Raw genomic sequence first — 18,454 nt, 5'->3', positions numbered from 1 at the left:
CTGCTGATTGATCAATTGGTTATGCTCGGATGTGATGAAGTTGGGAAATCAAATATTGTGTTACTAAGGTCGGTTGTTCCGCCTCGACAATAGCTCGTACCACTGCTACACGTTCTGCTCCCGCCCCAATCACATCGTTGATATTATTCGTATCTATACCCCCAATAGCAAACCAAGGAATTGAGCTATGTTGGGCTGCGTAGCTAACATATTGTAAGCCCGCTGCTGGCTTATTTGCCTTCGTGGGGGTCTCATAAACTGGACCCACACCAATATAATCTGCACCTTCAGCAATTGCCTTTTGCATTTCTTCAGGATTGGTAGTAGAACGCCCTATCAAACGCTGGTGTCCTAGTAATTGTCTAGCCACGGCAATAGGCATATCTTGTTGTCCCAAATGTACACCATCTGCATCCACCGCCAAAGCTAAATCTACTCTGTCATTAACGATAAATAAAGCACCGTAGGTACGACATAGTTCCCTTAATTTTGTCGCCCGTTCTACACGTACATGGTCATCAGCCATTTTCTCCCGGTACTGCACAAGGCTTAATCCAGCCTTGAGTGCAGCTTCCACCTGTGGGAGCAAATTTTCTGCCGGAGCAGTCACTAGATATAAGTGCGATCGCCACAGCAGTTGATGGCGCTGGTAGCCCATTAAACTACTTTCTAGAGTATAAACACGATAGCGCATCTGCTTCATAGCTTTACCCATATGGGGATGGTAAAGCTTACCGTATTCTTCCAGCACCCGCATTGCTTCTTGGACACGACAAAAGTTGGCTTGTAATAGCGCCCCAATGCTAGAGCGTTGTTCCTCCTGGGAATGGGTCAATTCCGTACCCGGATCACCAGGTGTATCTCGTGCTGCCCGCAGTTGGGCAGTATGCCAATGAGCCAACTCTTGACGCAGGTACTTGCATTCCCCAACTAATTGCCCGTTATTTAACCCAAAGCGACACCATTCTTCGATAATTCGCAACCCTTCGCGAGCTCGATCCAGATTAGCATCTAAAATCCGATAAACAGCTGGCTGTATTTGCGGTTTTTGGCTGTTTGGCTCCACCATAACAACAACCCTATTATTACTTGCATTAAGTGGGGTAATATCAACACTGTGAGACATTTTGATCAAAAATTTCTAGTAGGGCAATCTCCAAAATAATCAGCATATATCTACTATAAAATTATACATACATTCCTGGCTAGATATATGACACACCAAAGAAAGATTTAAAAACGATATTATCATATATCTTCCACTCAACAAAAAGCATACATTGAATAACTCACCTGAATAACAAACAAACTATCCTTTTTCTCTAACAAAAAATTATTTCTTCAGGAAATATATTAACTTTTAGAGTGTAATTTATTTGGCAAAAATTAATCAATCAACTATTCCACAGCTAAGAGCAGAATTGTATAGCTCAATGTGCCACAAGCAAATGACCAAAAGCAACTTTCTCTCTCCTCTGGCAGTTCTTCCTTCAAAACATTGAGGACAATACCACCCGCTAAAAAGGCAAAGAAAACCGCAACAATAGCCTGATTAATTTCCGTCACCGAACCCAGGAACCAACCCACAATTATCGCTATTGATAACACCCAGCGACCAATTTTGTCATAGATTCTTTTGTGATGTTGACGCAAACCATGATCGTTAACTACAAAATGCAGCGCCATAGCCAAAGAAAATAGCAATAAATCCCTAATATCTGATTTCTCTCTTTGTCCTATCAAATACCCAATTAAGATATTATAAATCGCAAAAGCAGCAATGTGTAGCCAGAAGAAATCTCTAGTATCTCCTATTATTTCATTCCTTTGAATCGAAGTTTTAGCGAATCGCTCTAAGCCATAAAAAACCGTTAAACCTAAAAGTGCGACTATATAGACATGATGCTCTAAAAAACTCCATACCATATTTAAACTGCTTTGCAGTTTAATTTGGGCTTGACTCAGTTCCGGCAAAATGTGAATAAACACATAAGCTACAGACACACCGCTACCAAAGGAGAAACCACGACTACGTGGTGTATGTTTGAGAAATCTTAGTTTACCGGCAAATAAATGTGTGGTGGCTAGGACAATGGCCGAAATCAAAGTGTTCATGCTTCCTTCTACTATTGATTGTCGCAATGACCTGGTTGAGGACAGTGAGTGATGGCATAATACCAATGATTGACATTCTTGATTCTCAAGAGATAAAAACTTTATTATAGGACTTAGACACCTATCAAAGAAAATTAGATTTTTTACTGGCATTCAGGGCTGCTATTTACCTGATTGTGAGGATGACACTCCTCACAATCAGTTGACATATGATTCCAGTTGCATAAGTCCTATATTATTAACCTTTATCGAAAATGGATTTATCCTAATTATGTATTCTCAATATTCCCAAGCAAAGCTCCTGCAATTACAGCTAACTCGCCAGCTTGATCAATCGACTTCTTCCCAGGAATTAGTCTGGTTTTTGGTTGCTTCCATCTTATCTTTCACCCTAGGCTTAGGAGTAATCAGTATAACTATTCTGGGTATCGGTTCGAGTAGAGTTTCAGCTCAAATACCTCAGACCTCCCTGGGTGAAAGCACAAGGTCTGAAGTAAAAATGTTATTTGTCAACCCCCGTATCGGAAATAACAGTCCGAGTCATGGTAGTCAGAGAGAGCCTTTCCGGACTATTACTTACGCCTTGCAGGTAGCCACTCCCAATACAATGATTATCCTCTCCCCCGGTAATTATACTGCTGACACTGGAGAGATTTTTCCCCTCAACCTCAAACCAGGGGTTGTAATTCAAGGAGATAGTCTCACTAAAGGACAGGGAATTACAATTAGAGGTGGTGGGACATTTCTCAGTCGCAGCTTTGGCGGTCAAAACGTCACTATCGTCGGTGCGGACAAGGCTGAGTTAAGTGGGGTAACCGTAACCAATCCCCAGCCCCGTGGTTATGGTTTGTGGGTTGAATCTAGCAACCCTGTGATCACAAACAATACATTTACCCGCAATACTCAGGATGGGATCTCTATCACTGGTAACAGCTCCCCCACAATTAGGCAGAATTACTTTCATCGTAATGGAGCCAATGGTATGACCATTGGCGGTAATTCCCAGGCGCAAGTGCGGGAAAATGTTTTTGATCAAACAGGATTTGGGATCAATATAACTGACAATGCTGCCCCCATACTAGGCAATAATCAAATTCAAAACAATCGCTATGGGATCATAGTACAAGGTAATGCTCGGCCGATTTTACGGCAGAATTTAATTCAAGGTAGCACAGAAGATGGTTTAGTAGTGCTCACCCGATCCATACCCAATTTGGGTACTATTACTGAACCAGGTGGCAACCAATTCCGTAATAATAGGGGCTACGATATTAATGGGAGTGCAAGTAACCAGAGGATTCCTGCCGCTGGTAATAACCTGTTGGCAAATCGGATTACTGGTAACATAGACTTTCAGGCTCAAACAGCACCTATAGCTCAAAACCCTCAGCAGCCTACCGTTACCAATCTTCCGGCCCAGAACATCACAGCCAATGAAGAAATTATCTTTTCTCCTCCCAGTCAGCCCAACCAGGCTAATCAATCACAGATGAATTCTCTACAGATTGATCCTAATATTGTGGAATTTGTAGCCCCCCAGTCCCCACATCTAGGTCAAGCGCCTCCCTTTGGGGAATCACCTCTATTACCAATTCCTAATCCTAATACTCCTCCCACTCAGAGCATTCCATCTACTGGAGAGCAGCCGGGTTTACGTTACCGAGTAGTAGTTAATATCACAAATAATCAGGAACGAGATATAGTGCTAAACTTAGTACCACAAGCATTTCCTACTATGCGGCAAGGTCGCAGAGTCATGCAAGTCGGAGTTTTTACCGATCGCAATAATGCCGATGAAATTCTAAATCTCCTCCAAAGTTTCGGTTTAAGAACTATAATGGAGCCATTAAGATAATTTATCTCAAAGCCTCAACTGGCCGATAAAATCCACCTACCTCACCCCTAAGTAGTCAGGGTGAGGTGACCAGTCTTTCACTCATAGCAGGTAAGAATTTTCATCCCTACCTTGCTTCGCTGAAGGTAGGGACTTTCGTGTTAGCGTTAATATTAACTATAGAGTTATTCCTCAGCTATAGACGGGTTATCTCGTGTCCTCCGACATCGCTTTTAGTTTTGATGTGAATGAATCAGAGTAATTGCTGGTTGCGGGAGTAAATTGTCCAATGGGTGGATGATTAGCAGATGATGCTATTAGCTTTTTCTGCTGGTGAGGTTTGGGTAATGGGGAATTTCTCTGAATATACCTTGGTGAGTTCACCCTGGAGTCAGCACCAGAGAATGCAAGGTTGACGCCGGTAGATACTAATGTTCTGTTTTTCTCCTCCTGTTGTGAGTTCATCCCTGGTTGGGTGGTAGTGTGACTTTCCTTATAGCCATTTCTCACCTCAGCTGGTAAGGAATTGGTTTTCACCGGCTGATTAGTAGATGCTGAACCATAGCCAATTGCTTCCTTAATAGCAGGTAGAACTGTAGTAGCCTTTGGAATTAAGCTTTCAGGAAATTTGCTACAAATCAGGCGTTCAAATTCCATATTGAAATGATAAATCACCTGACCCCGGCGTTGCCAAAATAGTAAGATTTGTTGCACTGAGATGGCTTTATAGCGACCTTGATATAGCGCCTCAATAACTGCCAAATGCAGCCATTCCACTGGATATTGGGTTTGCCAGTGGTTAATCAGATCCCTGGGAGTATATCCACTGAGGTCAAAACTATAATGACTTAATAGAGCGGCTGCCAATTTGGCAGAGATTTCTGACTCTGTGCTTAACATGGCGCTATTGGCTTCAGAATAAAGGTATAAATTGTTTAGCCATCCTTCTTAGTCTATGGTGTTTTTTGATATGGGATTCTTCCCCAAGAGTTTCCAAACTGATAATCATAAATAATGTTTTTCATTCTACTTGTTGTACTGGTGATTCTCTAAACAATATAGGGTGAATTAATAGTTGGGGCTCGCTGGATTGCAACTAATGCCTGATAGACCATTGCGGCTACCTCGCCACGGGTTGCTTCCCTCTGGGGTACAAGTTGTTTAGGGCTTGGGTAGTTGACAACAATTCTTTGCTGTGTAGCAGTTACCACTGCTTTACGCGCATAATCGGGAATTGTATGATCATCAGTATAAGTGAGTAAAGTATTATCGTCAGCTGTTGGTAAAGTCAGCCCATTCACTAAGGAGACAATTACCTGTAACCTTTGCACATTTTGCCCGGGGCGGAAAGTTCCATCCCTAAATCCACTGACAAAGCCACCCCTAGCAGCAATTTGTAAGGCTTGATAAGCCCAAAAATCTGGGAATACATCTTTAAACTCAGGTGCGGGGCGTTTGGGTGTGGGGTTAAAGGCTAGGGCTACTAAGGCCGCATATTGGGCACGATTCATGGGTTCATCTGGCTGGTAGCTACCATCAGCAAAACCACGAGTTAAATTCATGCTAGCCAATCCCCGAATAAATGGTTCTGCCCAATGTCCCATGATGTCGGTAAAGCATGGGAGATCAAGATCGGGGCTGACAATATAGGGCGAAGGGATGGCCTTTTCCTGACTGGTGGCTACTAACCCTTGATAAATTAATGCTACCACTTCGCCACGAGTTATATCTCGCATAGGTTCCAATTCAGCTGTTTGGGGGTAGTTGACCACTAGTGATGCTTGGGTAGCCACTGCTACAGCATGAGTGGCATAGGTAGGAATTTGAGCGCGATCGCGGTACAGGTTCAACACCTGGTGATTCACCCCTGTGAGTTTTAACCCACTAACTATAGATACTATGGCCTGTACTCTGGTCAAATTTTGTCCACCTCGAAATGTCCCATCGGGGAACCCACTCATAAAACCCATTTCCGCTGTTCGGGAAATGGCTGATGTAGCCCAAAAACTGGGATTTATATCTGTAAATTGACTATTAAAATTTATCCTTGGTAACTCAAAAGTTTTCGCAATCATGGCCGCATACTGAGCACGAGTAACGGGGCTATCTGGGGCAAAAGTACCATCGGGGAAGCCGCTAATCGCACCCCTCCTTACCAATGCTTCCACAAAAGCTGCTGACCAATGTCCGGCTAAGTCAGGAAAAATACTACTGCTTCCTGAGAGCCTTTGAGGATGCTCTTGGAGCACTGCTATAAAATCTACCCTACCCTTAACTTGGGTGGGATTCAATTGATTACCTGCTGAAACTATTGTTTCTGGTGTGCTGTTGTGTAAATCGAATTCCCCGTTACCAGCGAAAATATTGCCAGCTGGGTCTTGATGATTACCTAAATCAGGAATGGCTTTACCATTAACTAACATTCCTCCTTGGGTATTTTGTCTAATTCGATTGTGACGTAGCACCGGCCTAGCGTTGCGAGATAAAGCGATGCCTACACGGTTATCTGATACTCTGTTATTTGCTATTAGTGGAGCAGCATCATCACTGATAGCAATACCCAAGGGGTTTTGCTCAAAGAGATTGCCTAGCACTTCACCCTTACTATGACGCGCCATCATCAAACCACTGGCAGCATTGTGCCTAAATACATTATTGACAATGGTGGGTTTAGCAGTACCACTGACAAATATACCTTCTCTACCACAGTTAGTGAAAGTATTGTTAGCCACGTTTTTGGCTGACGATGAAATCCACACCCCAGTCCCTTTAGATATGGGGTTAGTCACCGTCACACCCAACAGACTAGCATGATCTGCCAACAGTAATGTGATATTTTGTCTACCAAAACTAGAAGTTTGATACTCACCACTCCCGGAAATCACAATCCCCGCACCTTTGTTAGGTTCGTTACCTACTAATGTCACCGCCCCAGAAATAACTATGGGAAATACCTCACCATTCGCAGAACTATAAGTCCCGGATGTCAACTGAATAATTAGTGGTGTTTTGCTGGTCTTTAAAGCACGGGTGAGAGTTCTAAAGGGACTAGACCGAGAGCCAGAATTGCGATCATTCCCCTGGATGGAATTGACATAGAATATGGTCACAAAAGTAGAGTTCACCATTGATGGTTTAAATGCAATTGTATAAGTTATGCTAGTCCAGCCATGAATCATAACTTATACCAATTTTGGCTAAAATTGCACTTAAATCAACTTATCAAATTGACACTTACACGGATCAAAGCCTGATCAGCTTCTCGGCTCTGATGTGGTGTAAAAAATCAGGAGAGCTCATGGGCTGCTCTCCAGATCATTAGGGTTCATCTACAATGCATAGAATAGCCTTTAAGGGGTGAGGGGTGTAACCTATTTTTCTATCTTTTTGTAAAGATATGATTAAGAATTAGGTTAAAAACAGTGAACAGCTAGGAATTTAGTTTCTTCTCAACTAATTCATTAGTGAGTTGAGGATCGGCTCGTTTGTCCGTTTTCTTCAAAACCTGTCCGACAAAAAACCCTTTTAGCTTGGTGTTACCATTGCGATACTTCTCTAGTTCTTTGGGATTAGCCGCGATCGCTTCATCAATGATCGGTTCTAGTACACTAGGATCAGTGATTAACTCCTGACCTGCAAAGGCTTGCTCTGGGGAAATACCACTTAGCAAATCTGGCAGCTTTTGTTTAGCTTGGGCATTGCTAATTTTACCAGATTCAATCCGATTAATCACCTCGGCTAAATTGGCGGGAGTCAAGGCAATTTCCGTAATACTTAGCTTTTGCTTGTTGAGGTATGCAGCTATGTCTTGAGTAATCCAGTTTGCCGCAGCCTTGGGATTTCCCCCAGCAACAATCACACCTTCAAAATAATCTGCTACGGTGCGGTCTTCTGTCAACACCCGCGTATCATAAGCCGACAGTCCTAAATCAGTTTCATAGCGATGACGTTTTTGGGCGGGTAGTTCGGGAAGTTCCCCTCGCCATTGCGCTAATTGAGACTCGGATACCTCAATGGGTGCTAAATCTGGTTCTGGGAAATAGCGGTAATCACTGGAACCTTCTTTCACCCGCATACTAATTGTACGTTGAGCGCCTTCTTCCCATAAGCGAGTTTCTTGGATAATCGGCTCCCCTGCTTCTATAGCTGCAATTTGGCGCTCAATCTCATAATCAATCGCCCGTTGAATGGCGTTGAAGGAGTTCATATTTTTAATTTCTACCTTAACGCCAAACTTCTGTTGTCCCACCGGACGCACAGAGATATTCACATCACAGCGTAGAGAACCTTCTTGCATATTGCCATCACTCACACCAAGATAACGCATAATTCGGCGTAATTCTTGGGCATATTCTGCTGCTTCTTCACCAGAACGCAAGTCAGGCTCGGAAACAATTTCTACTAATGGCACACCCGCGCGATTATAGTCTACCAGAGAATAGCTAGAACCAGACAGGCGATCGCTCCCCGCGTGTACCAGTTTTCCTGCATCTTCCTCCATGTGCAAACGAGTCACACCAATGCGTTTACGAATCGGTTCCCCCTCAGCATCTACCAATTCGATTTCTAGCCAACCATGTTCCGCAATAGGGAGGTCATATTGAGAAATTTGGTAATTTTTGGGCAGATCAGGATAAAAATACTGTTTACGGTCAAATTTACTATACTTAGCAATTTGGCAATTCAAAGCCAAACCCGCCTTGACAGCATATTCTAGGACTTTTTCATTCAGTACAGGTAAAACTCCAGGTAAGCCCATACACACGGGGTCGATGTTAGTATTGGGATCAGCACCGAAAGCAGTGGAGCTATTAGAGAAAATCTTGGTATTGGTGCTCAGTTGACAATGGGTTTCTAGACCTATAATCGCTTCGTACTTAGTTTTTACAGTTGTGGCAGCAGTCATACTATAATATTGCTATTGAGGCTAATTTTTAGTTTAGGCTAATATTTTAAACCTTCTTTGCATTTGGGGAGATTGTTGGTCACAGTCTTCACTGCTTGACTGAGCAAGAATAGGGCTTAGGGGTGAGCTTCAATGAGAAATCATTTCCTTAAAACTTTTATCATCGGCAATTTCATCAAAATCAATGTCAAATGCTGCATCTTCTTTATAACTGGGATTCAGTTCAATTGCTTGTTGCAGATTTGCCAAGGCTAATTTTAGTTGTCTTTGCAGGGCATAGCAAGCGGCTTTATTGTAATAAGCACTAGCATAGTTGGGATTAATTTTGATGGCTTGGTCAAAACTGGCGATCGCATCTTCATCTTCTCCTAATCTGACCAGAGCATAACCCCGTTTATCCCAGACCTTGGCAGAATTGGGATTAATTTTGATGGCTTGGTCAAAACTGGCGATCGCATCTTCATATCTTTCTAACTCTATCAAAGAAAGACCACGATTTAACCAAGCCACTGGATCATCATCCTTGACTTGGGTAGCTTGGTCAAAAGATGCAAAAGCCTGTTGATGCTGTCCTAGTTTACCAAAAGCCACACCGCGATCGCACCAAGCCTGGTGATAATCTGGACGAATTTCAATTGCTTTTTCATAGGAAGCAATAGCATCTTGGTGACGTTGTAATCTCCCTAAAGTCAAACCCCGTTTTAGCCAAGCGACGGAATTATCTGGCTGAGTTTTCACCACCTGATTATAAACTGCGATCGCCTCGGGATATTTCCCTTGAGTAAATAACTCTTCTGCTTGTTGAAAGTCGTCATTAACTGACTCTGAACCTTGTAGCTCAACCTGTGACTCTTCAGTGACAGAAAGCGGTTCAGTCTTCATTAATTCCTGTAAAATTATTTCCTGGCGATGTGCAGCATCCAACTGTAACCTAGAAAGTTGAGATACAAAATCTATCTCTAATTTTTCCAGCTTTTCCACAATCAACAGCTTTTGCTCTTGAGCATGAAATTGTAAATCTGAAAATTGCTCTGTCAACTGTGTAGCTGATGCTTCTAAATTCTCAGCAATCAGCGCTTTGCGGTTTTGAGCATCCAACTGTAACTCAGAAATTTGAGATACAAATTCCGACTCTAATCCCCTCATACTTTCTAGGAGACTATTCCTATGTGATTCTACCTCAGACTGTAATACAGCGATTTGAGCCTTAAATAAATTTTCTAACTCCCTTAAACTATCTAGGGTTTTATCTTTTTCCTGTTGCGCATCTACCCGTAACTTTCCTAAACTCTCAAAAATATTATCTTTTCCTTGCCGAGCCTCAGATTGCCAGTTAGATATTTCTCCTTGAAATAATCTTTCTAATTCCCTAATATTCTCTATAATATCATTCTTTTGGTTTTCTGCATCACCATATACTTTAATCAGATTTGCCACAGTGTGATCTTTCTCTGATTGAGTCTGAGACCGTAAATGAGAAAGTTCAGCCACAAATTCACTCCTAGATGCTTCTAAATTTTCCACATAGAGATGATTTTGTTGTTCAGCCTCTAACTGCAAATTCTCTAGTTTATGGATCAACTCAGACTCTAGATTCTCTAAACCTTCTATGATTCTATCTCTTGTTTGTTCCGCTGCTAACTGCAACTGAGATATTTTGACTGTAAAATCAGACTCCAAATTCTCTTCAATCTCTTTAATTTTCGTTTTTAATTCTCCTAGGATGGTATCTTTTGACTGCACCATTTCAGATGTTAAATTAGCTAAATTCTCCTTTTGTCTTTGTATATTCTGTTGCAAAGTCAAAATTTCTGTTTCCAATTCACGATTTCTCTGTTTAGTGTCTCGAATCAGATTTTCCGCATCTTGCTTGACAATAATCAGCTGGTTTTGGAGATTTTCTAACCCGTCTAGCTGTGCCATTGCTCTATGAACAATCTCACGAATTGCCACCCGGCGCAACAGCCAGAATAAAGCAATTACCGACACAGGAAATAAACTCAAGATTACTAACCACACACTCCACAAGACATTTGTATTATTGAAACCTGGCGCTACCCTGGGTGTAACTGGCTCTGGAGTAAGCTGTTGTGCTTGCAACTTCTGAGCAGATATTACCTCAGGCCTATTAACTGGTGTGGAACCAGTAGCAATACCAGCAAGCAGCAAGGGCGAAAAGACAAGAGCGCTTTTCAATACTAAAGTGAGAAAGACTTGATTTTTGGGCTTCATAAAACCTCATGGGATGTTTAGGAGTGACACAAAACACAAATCAATTTACTTGAGTCGCAGTGTTTTTATGTTCTCATCGATAAAGAATTACAATACTGACCTGCGTATTCTACCTTGCTAGCAAAGTGAAACCCCCTGTGAGGAGCATAACCACCAGGTATTGTCATAGCCATATTGTGACTTTAGCCATAGGAATCTCAAAGCACTTAAAGACATAAAAAAGGATCTCAATTTTATCTATAGCAACCGCCAAGGTGGTTAGGACACAAACAGAAGATAAAACCATTGAAATTCAAGCGTTTCAAGGCTTCCCCCTGCCCCCTGCCCCCTGCCCCCTGCTATAGTATTTTTGGCGGAGGTACAGTTTCAAAAAGATGAAGATTTGTATTTTCGGTTTTTTTCGGAATTATCTCTGTTTTTATACCGTCACTCGATTCGTTATGATGACTGGGTAGGGGTGATTATTTTTGGCTCTCGGAATTTAGAACCTAGTAATTTAAACATTCATCGTTCCCTACTGTTGGGAGGACAAGTACACCGAATCTATTTAGATGAGTTGGGGGATGTGGAGGAACAAAGTTTGGGCTTAGGGTTGATGTTGCTGACTGTGAAGGAAGGAACAGAAGCTATAGACACCGCCAGGTTTTTACTCACACAAGCACAGCAAGAGTCACAAACAGCCATAATAGATTTAGTGACGACAATTATTATTTACAAGTTTACAAACTTAAGTAGAGAGGAAATTGTCTCTATGTTGGGATTGGATTTAGTGGAACCTAGAGCTATACGGGAAGCTAAGGAAGAGGGTCTGGAAGAAGGTCTGGAACAGGGTCGCACACAAGGTCTGGAACAGGGTCGCACACAGGAAGCTTTATCTTTGGTGATGCGGTTATTAAATCGTCGTTTGGGTGAGGTTTCCCCCCAGTGTGGATCACAGATACAGGGGTTATCTTTATCACAGATTGAGGCTTTGGGTGAGGACTTGCTGGACTTTACCACTGTGGCTGATTTGCAAATATGGTTACAGTCTCATCTGTAGTTTATTATTAGTCAGATACCCGATTTCTAACAGAAGTCGGGTATGTTAAGCATTATAATCAGAAAACGCTATTAGTAATCAGTCATGAGTAAGGATTAATGAGTGGGAATTATGGGACACCCAGGGAAGCTGAGGAGTATACTGCCAATAAATCAGCAGTTCAGGGCTAAGTTGGATTTACTCAGAACCCTAGTCAGACGAGATTTAGAAGCCCGGTATAAGGGGTCAATCCTGGGGAATTTGTGGCCATTGGTAAATCAGCTTTCACAGTTGCTAATTTATACTTACGTATTTTCCATTGTTTTGAGGGTCAAGTTAAGCCTCACTAGCCTTCCGGAAAATAATTTTACCTTTGGATTGTGGTTATTTGCGGGGTTGCTTCCCTGGATTGCTTTTTCTGGGGGACTCATCCAGTCTGCTGGTTGCGTGGTAGGACAGCCAAATTTAGTTAAGAAGGTAGTCTTTCCCCTGGCTTTGTTACCCTTGGTACCAATTTTATCTACTTTCATTGAAAGTTCTTTTGGTTTGATGGCGTTGATTGTGTTTGTAGCTGTCCAAACTCATACTTTACATACTACCCTGGCGCTGTTACCCTTAGTTTGGTTAACCCAATTACTGCTAACTACTGGTTTGGGTTATTTAGCAGCGGGTCTAACGGTTTTTTTGCGTGATGTTCCCCAAACCCTGGGGGTAGTTTTAAATATGTGGTTGTATTTAACACCAATTATTTATCCCGCTACTTCAATTCCCGAAGGGTGGCGCAATTGGGTATTTTGGCTAAATCCCCTCACGTCCATCGCGGAGGTATATCGTGATTTAATTTTGGTGGGAAAGGTGCAACATTGGGGAGAATGGGGGGTTGCTAGTTTAGTCGCCTTGATTATATTTGGTTTTGGATTTACCGTTTATAAAAAGCTGCGTCCGGCTTTTGCTGATGTCCTGTAGCAAAGTTTTTACCAATTAATTAGGATGGTATGGGTGAGGAAATTGCCATTTCACTAAAGAACATCTCCAAGTCTTACAAGCGTTATCCTCGTCCAGTAGATAAGCTTAAGGAAATTCTACTACCTAATAAAAACTACGCCCAGGAATTTTGGGCGCTCCGGGATATAAATTTACAGGTTCCCCGGGGGGAAACTTTAGGAATTATTGGTCAAAATGGTTCTGGTAAAAGCACACTCTTACAAATTATCGCCGGAACCCTCACCCCCACTACAGGTGAAGTGTTTGTCAATGGTAGGGTATCCGCCCTCCTAGAACTAGGTAGCGGGTTTAACCCAGAGTTTACTGGGAGACAGAACGTATTTTTTAATGGTCAAATTTTAGGCTTAAGTCGAGAAGAAATAGCAGCGAAGTTTGATGACATAGCAGCTTTTGCGGAAATTGGAGATTTTATTGAGCATCCTGTGAAGACTTATTCTAGTGGGATGGTGGTGAGGTTAGCTTTTGCGGTAGTCGCTCATACACAACCGAGTATTTTGATAGTAGATGAAGCTTTAGCTGTGGGGGATGCAAAGTTTCAAGCTCGCTGTATGAAGCGAATTCGTCACCTCAAAGAACAGGGCGTAACTATATTATTTGTTTCCCATGATGCCAGTAGTGTGAAAATGTTATGTCATAGCGCTATATTGATGAATTGTGGCAGAATGCTAGAAATAGGTACTCCTAATGATGTGGTTAACCATTATATTGCTTTATTAAGCGCAGATGATCAACCGGCAGTTGAAACCAGAATCACCCAGAGCGCCCAATTAGTTGACCAGCCTGATCATATCAGTCAAAATAATCATCATGATGGTGTAAGTAGGCATGGTAATCAGCTAGCAGTAATTCAAGAGGTAACTATTCTGGATTACCAGGGTGAAGCAGTTACCAAACTAGAGACGGGTAAGAGTTTTGAAATTAGTATATTAATCCTAGCTCAAGGGGAACTTTCTGATTTAGTTGTTGGTATATCTTTAAGAAATCTCATGGGGTTGGTAATTTATGGTACTAACACCCACTTACAGCAGATTAAATTACCGGATATTCAAGAAAATCAACAATTGCAAGTTGTGTTTCAAGTTCCCTGCTTGATGAATAGGGGAGTTTATACGATTACTGTGGGTATACATTCCGAAACAGGGGTAAGTTATGACTGGGTGGATGAACTGCTAGTTTTTGAAGTCCATAACGGTAGTTCCTGTGATGGCTTGATAGATTTACAATCTTGTATTAGGTTCAATCTTTGCCAAAACCCTGTGGAACTAGGAAAGAAAGAATAGTTACAGGTCTCAAATATTGTTTTACCCCTCCCTCACCCTCCCCTGGGGGAGGGAAATATCATGAGAATTATGGCTGAAAACTGATCAAACAACCTCTCATCTCATCCTTTTTGATTACCTCTAGAGGTAATCAAGAAGGATTTTCATTTTTTCATGGGGTAAATTATGACTAGGAGTATTAAAAAATCTATCTAAAGATAGATGACAAATGAGAAAAAATAAGATCCTACACCTTTACTCAGAAAAACATTAATATCTAATATCCATATTTTACCTAGGTTTCGGGGATTTTTCATCCCGATCCATGGACATAGGTACTAAATCACAAGTATTCAATCAATATCAGTCTTTAGATGGATGACAAGAACAAACAAAAGTTTGAATATCTATCTTTAGATGGATGACAAACAAAACCAAAATGTTGGATCATATGTCTTGGCATTATATTATACTTTCGCCCAAATAATGCTTTGGTATGGTTTAACAACATAAGCTGTATGTAGGGGAACTTACATTAGAGTGTCTCTTTTTACTGGTGTGATGTTGCGTAGTATCCAACTTCAAAGGAGTGAAAATCCCAAGTTATGACAGTCGAAAATATCAATAACATCCAAAGCCTCTATGTTGCCCTCCTTGGTAGAGGAGCAGAACGAGAAGCTTTTGCATTTTGGACGAGGCGGTTAAATCTCGGTCTGTCTCCTCTCACAACCTTCGCCACAGAACTGACTAATTCACCAGCAGTACAAGCAAGAATTGCTAGTTTTACCCCTGGTGAATTTATTGAGTTTATCTACAGCAACGCCTTTGGTCGGGTAGCAGATTCAGGTGGTAAAGCTTTTTGGGTCGGGAGGTTAGGCGCATCACCCACCGTAGATACACGAGCTCAAGTAGTCCGTGATATTATTGCTTCAGCAGGACCTGCTGATAGAGAAGTTTTAAATCGTCGAGTTGAAACTGCTAAGAATGAGACCCATCGCTCACTTGTGCAATCCCTTTATGTAACATTGCTGGGTAGAGCCGCAGATGCGGGGGGTCAAGCTTTTTGGGTTTCTCAGCTGAATGAAGGTAAATCTATCGCTGATATCACCGCCAGTATTATCGGTTCCCAAGAGGCGCAAGAAAAATATACCGGGTTGATTAACCGTGAATTTGTGGAGTTAATCTACAGTAATGCTTTCGGACGCGCTACAGACGAGGGAGGTAGGAATTTTTGGGTTGAAAGAATCAACAATTCCTCCAGAGCGGAAGTTGTTCTAGAAATATTAGAGGCTGCTGGTGCCGATAGTCGAGATCGGGAGGTTTTGAACAATAAGGTAGTCGTTGCTCAAGGTCTGACTGATAACTTCCAAACACCCTTTACCCTGACCACCAGCCCTAATGAAAATCTTGTAGGTACTAGTGGTAATGACGTGTTCATTGGGGACAATGGGAACCAATTTTTCGCCACTGTTCAAGTAGGGGACAGGATTGATGGTGGACCTGGTGGTACAGATACTTTCAAGTATTATAACGCTGATCGCGTTTTGCCCACTCTCCGAGGTGTTGAAAACGTTGAATTAATCAACGCTCGAGGCGAAAATATTGACTTTAGCCCTGCGGCTGGTTCAGGTCTGGAAAAAGTCACTGTCAAGTTTAATCCTCAAGGCAATTTGACCGTCGCCGGACTACGGGATATTGAACTTGATATTGATAATGTCGTCACCAATCGTCGTATCACTGGTAACTTTGGTAATGGAACGGTTGCGGCTGTTTCCATGACTGATTCTTCCACACAACTGGAAATACAAGGTAATCGGGTCGAGACTGTTAACCTGAGGTCGGAAAGTGAATTTGAGGATGGGGTGAACAGAATTACGACCCTTCCTGTATTTGGTCCTCTACTACCAAACGGAGAAAACACATCTGTCAGAAACATCAATATTAGCGGGGATGCAAGGCTAGAAGTTACCAGCGAAATTACCTTAAACCGCACTGCACAGACAACTGTTAATGCCTCAGCTAACAGTGGCGGTGTAGAATTAACCTTTAATAACGGTAGGGTTAACTTCACAGGTAGTTCCGGTGATGACACTATTGGGTTTGTGCTTGCTAACTTTGATACTCAGGACAGAGTTAATGGTGGTAATGGTACAGATACATTAGTATTGAGAAGTGATGCTGCTGTTGTTATGAACAACACCAACGCTCCTTTACTCAATGCTGTTAACGCGGCTCAGAGTATTGAAATCTTGCGCTTGCAGGGAAATCCGGGTGGTAACGTACCTACTGTTACAGTAGACGCTAGCAGAATTACTGCTGTTAACAGATATGAGTTTGCCGCTAACACGGTCAACCTCAGCAATGCTGCTGCTAATGATAGGTTCACCCTAGATGGTACAGGGACATTAAACCTCCGAGGAGCAGCACAAGCAAGTGTTGATTTGACCTTAGAAAACTCACCTGCAACTCTGAATTTAACCTCTGACAGATTTAATAATGCTACTGTTGCCGGTAGAAATGTTATTACCAGACTAGTATCTGATGTTGATGGATTAAGAATTAACGTTTTAACAAGTCCAACAGGGGCTGATGCTCTGGGAACTCAAGAGAGAGCTTTAACCATCAGGGGAATTGAGCTTCCAGAAGATGCTGAAGACGGTGTTACTATTGATGCTAGAAACTTCACTGCGGACTTGAATGCCACTGGTACCGCCTTAGATGACACATTCATATTCAATGCAGGGCGATTCTTTGGGCGCAACGGAACTTTCCAAGGTGGCGACGGAACAGATACTTTAGAACTTAGACAAGGTGCAGCTCTTAACATTCTGGCTGATTTGACACCTACAGGTAATGCTCAACTACCCACTAATGTTGCTGTCATCAATAACCGTGCTCAAGGTATTGAAATCCTGCGCTTGAATGGAACCACATTGACCGCAGATGCTGGGCAAATCACCGGTATTAACCGCTTTGAATTTGTAACTCCAACAGCTCCAGCAGGTGATGTTACCCTCAGAGGTGCTGATCAAAATGATCGAATTAGCTTAGATAATATAGGGGAATTAACCCTTGAAGGAGCACAGCAACGGGTTAACTTAACCTTAGATCAAAACATCCGAAATCTGACTTTAGTCTCTGACCGGAATAATAATACCAGTGTAAGCACCACTCCCAATCGAATTGATACCCTAGAATATGGTAACGAGGGGTTAATTATCAATGTTATCGGATCAGGAAGGGCGGCAGATGGAGTTGGAGATGGAAATCAGGACAGAAACCTGATCATAGCAGCCCCCACACTGCCAGAAAATGCTCGCCAAGGTATCACAATTAATGGGTCTGGTGTTGATCCGTTAACTGGTGCTGCTGTTGGACCCGCCTATACTGGACAGTTAACAGTTACTGGTACTGCTCTTAATGACACCTTAACAGGTGGTGATGGTAATGACACTTTCAGAAGTAGCGCTGGTGCCGATACTTTAACAGGTGGTGGTGGTAATGACACCTTCATTTATACATCTGCTGCTCACTCGAACAGAGTAACTTTTGATATTATTACCGACTTTACGGTAGCAATCCCGGGAGTAGGAGGAGCTGCAGCAACACGACAAGACCAGATTAACCTGAGAGCATTAAACTTTACTGCAGATGACTTTGCAGGACTAGTTACCCCTGCGGGTGCGAATGTGGCGGATGCTGCAAATAATGCAGCCACTCTCATAGGTGCTGATAGGTTTGGTTACTTTCAGTTGGGAGGTAACACTTTCATCCTGGCTACTAATCAAACACCTGATCTCACAGATGATTTATTCATTCGACTCAATGGTCCCTTGGCTCTAAGTACAGCAGATTTCATTCTTGCTGGGTAGATGAATAGGAACATACCTTTTTCATAAGTTTTTCTAGGGCATAATCAACTTATGCCTTTTTTTTGTCAGAACAGCGATCGCCTATAGTCAAGGTCCCCCGCAGCCAGGGGTTAGAAACCCCTGTCTGAAAGCTGAAGTCGGATCAATCCGACTGAGTGTTAATTTTCACAGGGAAAATAGGGTAAAAAATCATTGCCCATAGTCAACGCCCAC

The 18,454-nt window shown here is 42.3% G+C and carries 11 protein-coding genes; 5 read left to right on the top strand and 6 right to left on the bottom strand.

Features of this window, described 5'->3' with window-relative positions:
* Positions 1 to 19: 19 nt before the first annotated feature.
* A complete protein-coding gene (locus IM676_RS13515; RefSeq protein WP_200987381.1) occupies positions 20 to 1,126 on the bottom strand; it encodes a thiamine phosphate synthase in 1,107 nt (368 codons plus the stop codon).
* Positions 1,127 to 1,398: 272 nt separating this feature from the next.
* A complete protein-coding gene (locus IM676_RS13510) occupies positions 1,399 to 2,115 on the bottom strand; it encodes a ZIP family metal transporter (RefSeq protein ID WP_200987380.1) in 717 nt (238 codons plus the stop codon).
* A gap of 271 nt (positions 2,116 to 2,386) precedes the next feature.
* Here IM676_RS13510 and IM676_RS13505 point away from each other — a divergent pair, with 271 nt between their 5' ends.
* Positions 2,387 to 3,970: a DUF1565 domain-containing protein gene (locus IM676_RS13505; protein WP_200987379.1), complete on the top strand. Its 1,584-nt coding sequence runs from the start codon at positions 2,387 to 2,389 to the stop codon at positions 3,968 to 3,970.
* Positions 3,971 to 4,156: 186 nt separating this feature from the next.
* On the opposite strand, the gene IM676_RS13500 is transcribed toward IM676_RS13505, so the two are convergent.
* From IM676_RS13500 to IM676_RS13485, 4 genes are all read right to left on the bottom strand, one after another.
* Positions 4,157 to 4,849, bottom strand: coding sequence for a hypothetical protein (locus IM676_RS13500; protein WP_200987378.1), 693 nt, complete (start codon positions 4,847 to 4,849; stop codon positions 4,157 to 4,159).
* A 149-nt stretch (positions 4,850 to 4,998) separates the two neighbouring features.
* Positions 4,999 to 7,077, bottom strand: coding sequence for a DUF1565 domain-containing protein (locus IM676_RS13495; protein WP_200990207.1), 2,079 nt, complete (start codon positions 7,075 to 7,077; stop codon positions 4,999 to 5,001).
* Between the two features lie 302 nt (positions 7,078 to 7,379).
* Complete coding sequence (gatB, locus tag IM676_RS13490) at positions 7,380 to 8,855, bottom strand: Asp-tRNA(Asn)/Glu-tRNA(Gln) amidotransferase subunit GatB (protein WP_200987377.1); 1,476 nt, start codon at positions 8,853 to 8,855, stop codon at positions 7,380 to 7,382.
* Between the two features lie 129 nt (positions 8,856 to 8,984).
* Complete coding sequence (locus tag IM676_RS13485; protein WP_200987376.1) at positions 8,985 to 11,087, bottom strand: tetratricopeptide repeat protein; 2,103 nt, start codon at positions 11,085 to 11,087, stop codon at positions 8,985 to 8,987.
* A gap of 349 nt (positions 11,088 to 11,436) precedes the next feature.
* On the opposite strand from IM676_RS13485, the gene IM676_RS13480 reads away from it, so the two are divergent.
* The 4 genes from IM676_RS13480 to IM676_RS13465 all read left to right on the top strand — a co-directional run bounded on the left by IM676_RS13480 (position 11,437) and on the right by IM676_RS13465 (position 18,241).
* Entirely contained in the window at positions 11,437 to 12,126 is a 690-nt protein-coding gene (locus IM676_RS13480) for a DUF2887 domain-containing protein (RefSeq protein ID WP_225880426.1), read from the top strand.
* A 111-nt stretch (positions 12,127 to 12,237) separates the two neighbouring features.
* Entirely contained in the window at positions 12,238 to 13,071 is an 834-nt protein-coding gene (locus IM676_RS13475; protein WP_200987375.1) for an ABC transporter permease, read from the top strand.
* A 29-nt stretch (positions 13,072 to 13,100) separates the two neighbouring features.
* Positions 13,101 to 14,390 carry an ABC transporter ATP-binding protein gene (locus tag IM676_RS13470; protein WP_200987374.1) on the top strand — a complete coding sequence of 430 codons (1,290 nt, stop codon included), beginning with the start codon at positions 13,101 to 13,103 and terminating at the stop codon, positions 14,388 to 14,390.
* A gap of 584 nt (positions 14,391 to 14,974) precedes the next feature.
* Positions 14,975 to 18,241: a DUF4214 domain-containing protein gene (locus tag IM676_RS13465; protein WP_200987373.1), complete on the top strand. Its 3,267-nt coding sequence runs from the start codon at positions 14,975 to 14,977 to the stop codon at positions 18,239 to 18,241.
* Positions 18,242 to 18,454 lie beyond the last annotated feature (213 nt).

Origin of the sequence: Anabaenopsis elenkinii CCIBt3563, assembly GCF_015245355.1 — a bacterium.
GTDB lineage: Bacteria > Cyanobacteriota > Cyanobacteriia > Cyanobacteriales > Nostocaceae > Anabaenopsis > Anabaenopsis elenkinii.
This window is presented reverse-complemented; position numbering and strand designations above follow the sequence as displayed.

Excerpts from the sequence above, each read along its gene's own strand:
- IM676_RS13515 (WP_200987381.1), bottom strand. The coding sequence starts at position 1,126 with ATGTCTCACAGTGTTGATATTACCCCACTTAATGCAAGTAATAATAGG.
- IM676_RS13510 (WP_200987380.1), bottom strand. The coding sequence starts at position 2,115 with ATGAACACTTTGATTTCGGCCATTGTCCTAGCCACCACACATTTATTT.
- IM676_RS13505 (WP_200987379.1), top strand. The coding sequence starts at position 2,387 with ATGTATTCTCAATATTCCCAAGCAAAGCTCCTGCAATTACAGCTAACT.
- IM676_RS13500 (WP_200987378.1), bottom strand. The coding sequence starts at position 4,849 with ATGTTAAGCACAGAGTCAGAAATCTCTGCCAAATTGGCAGCCGCTCTA.
- IM676_RS13495 (WP_200990207.1), bottom strand. The coding sequence starts at position 7,077 with ATGGTGAACTCTACTTTTGTGACCATATTCTATGTCAATTCCATCCAG.
- gatB (WP_200987377.1), bottom strand. The coding sequence starts at position 8,855 with ATGACTGCTGCCACAACTGTAAAAACTAAGTACGAAGCGATTATAGGT.
- IM676_RS13485 (WP_200987376.1), bottom strand. The coding sequence starts at position 11,087 with ATGAAGCCCAAAAATCAAGTCTTTCTCACTTTAGTATTGAAAAGCGCT.
- IM676_RS13475 (WP_200987375.1), top strand. The coding sequence starts at position 12,238 with ATGGGACACCCAGGGAAGCTGAGGAGTATACTGCCAATAAATCAGCAG.
- IM676_RS13470 (WP_200987374.1), top strand. The coding sequence starts at position 13,101 with ATGGGTGAGGAAATTGCCATTTCACTAAAGAACATCTCCAAGTCTTAC.
- IM676_RS13465 (WP_200987373.1), top strand. The coding sequence starts at position 14,975 with ATGACAGTCGAAAATATCAATAACATCCAAAGCCTCTATGTTGCCCTC.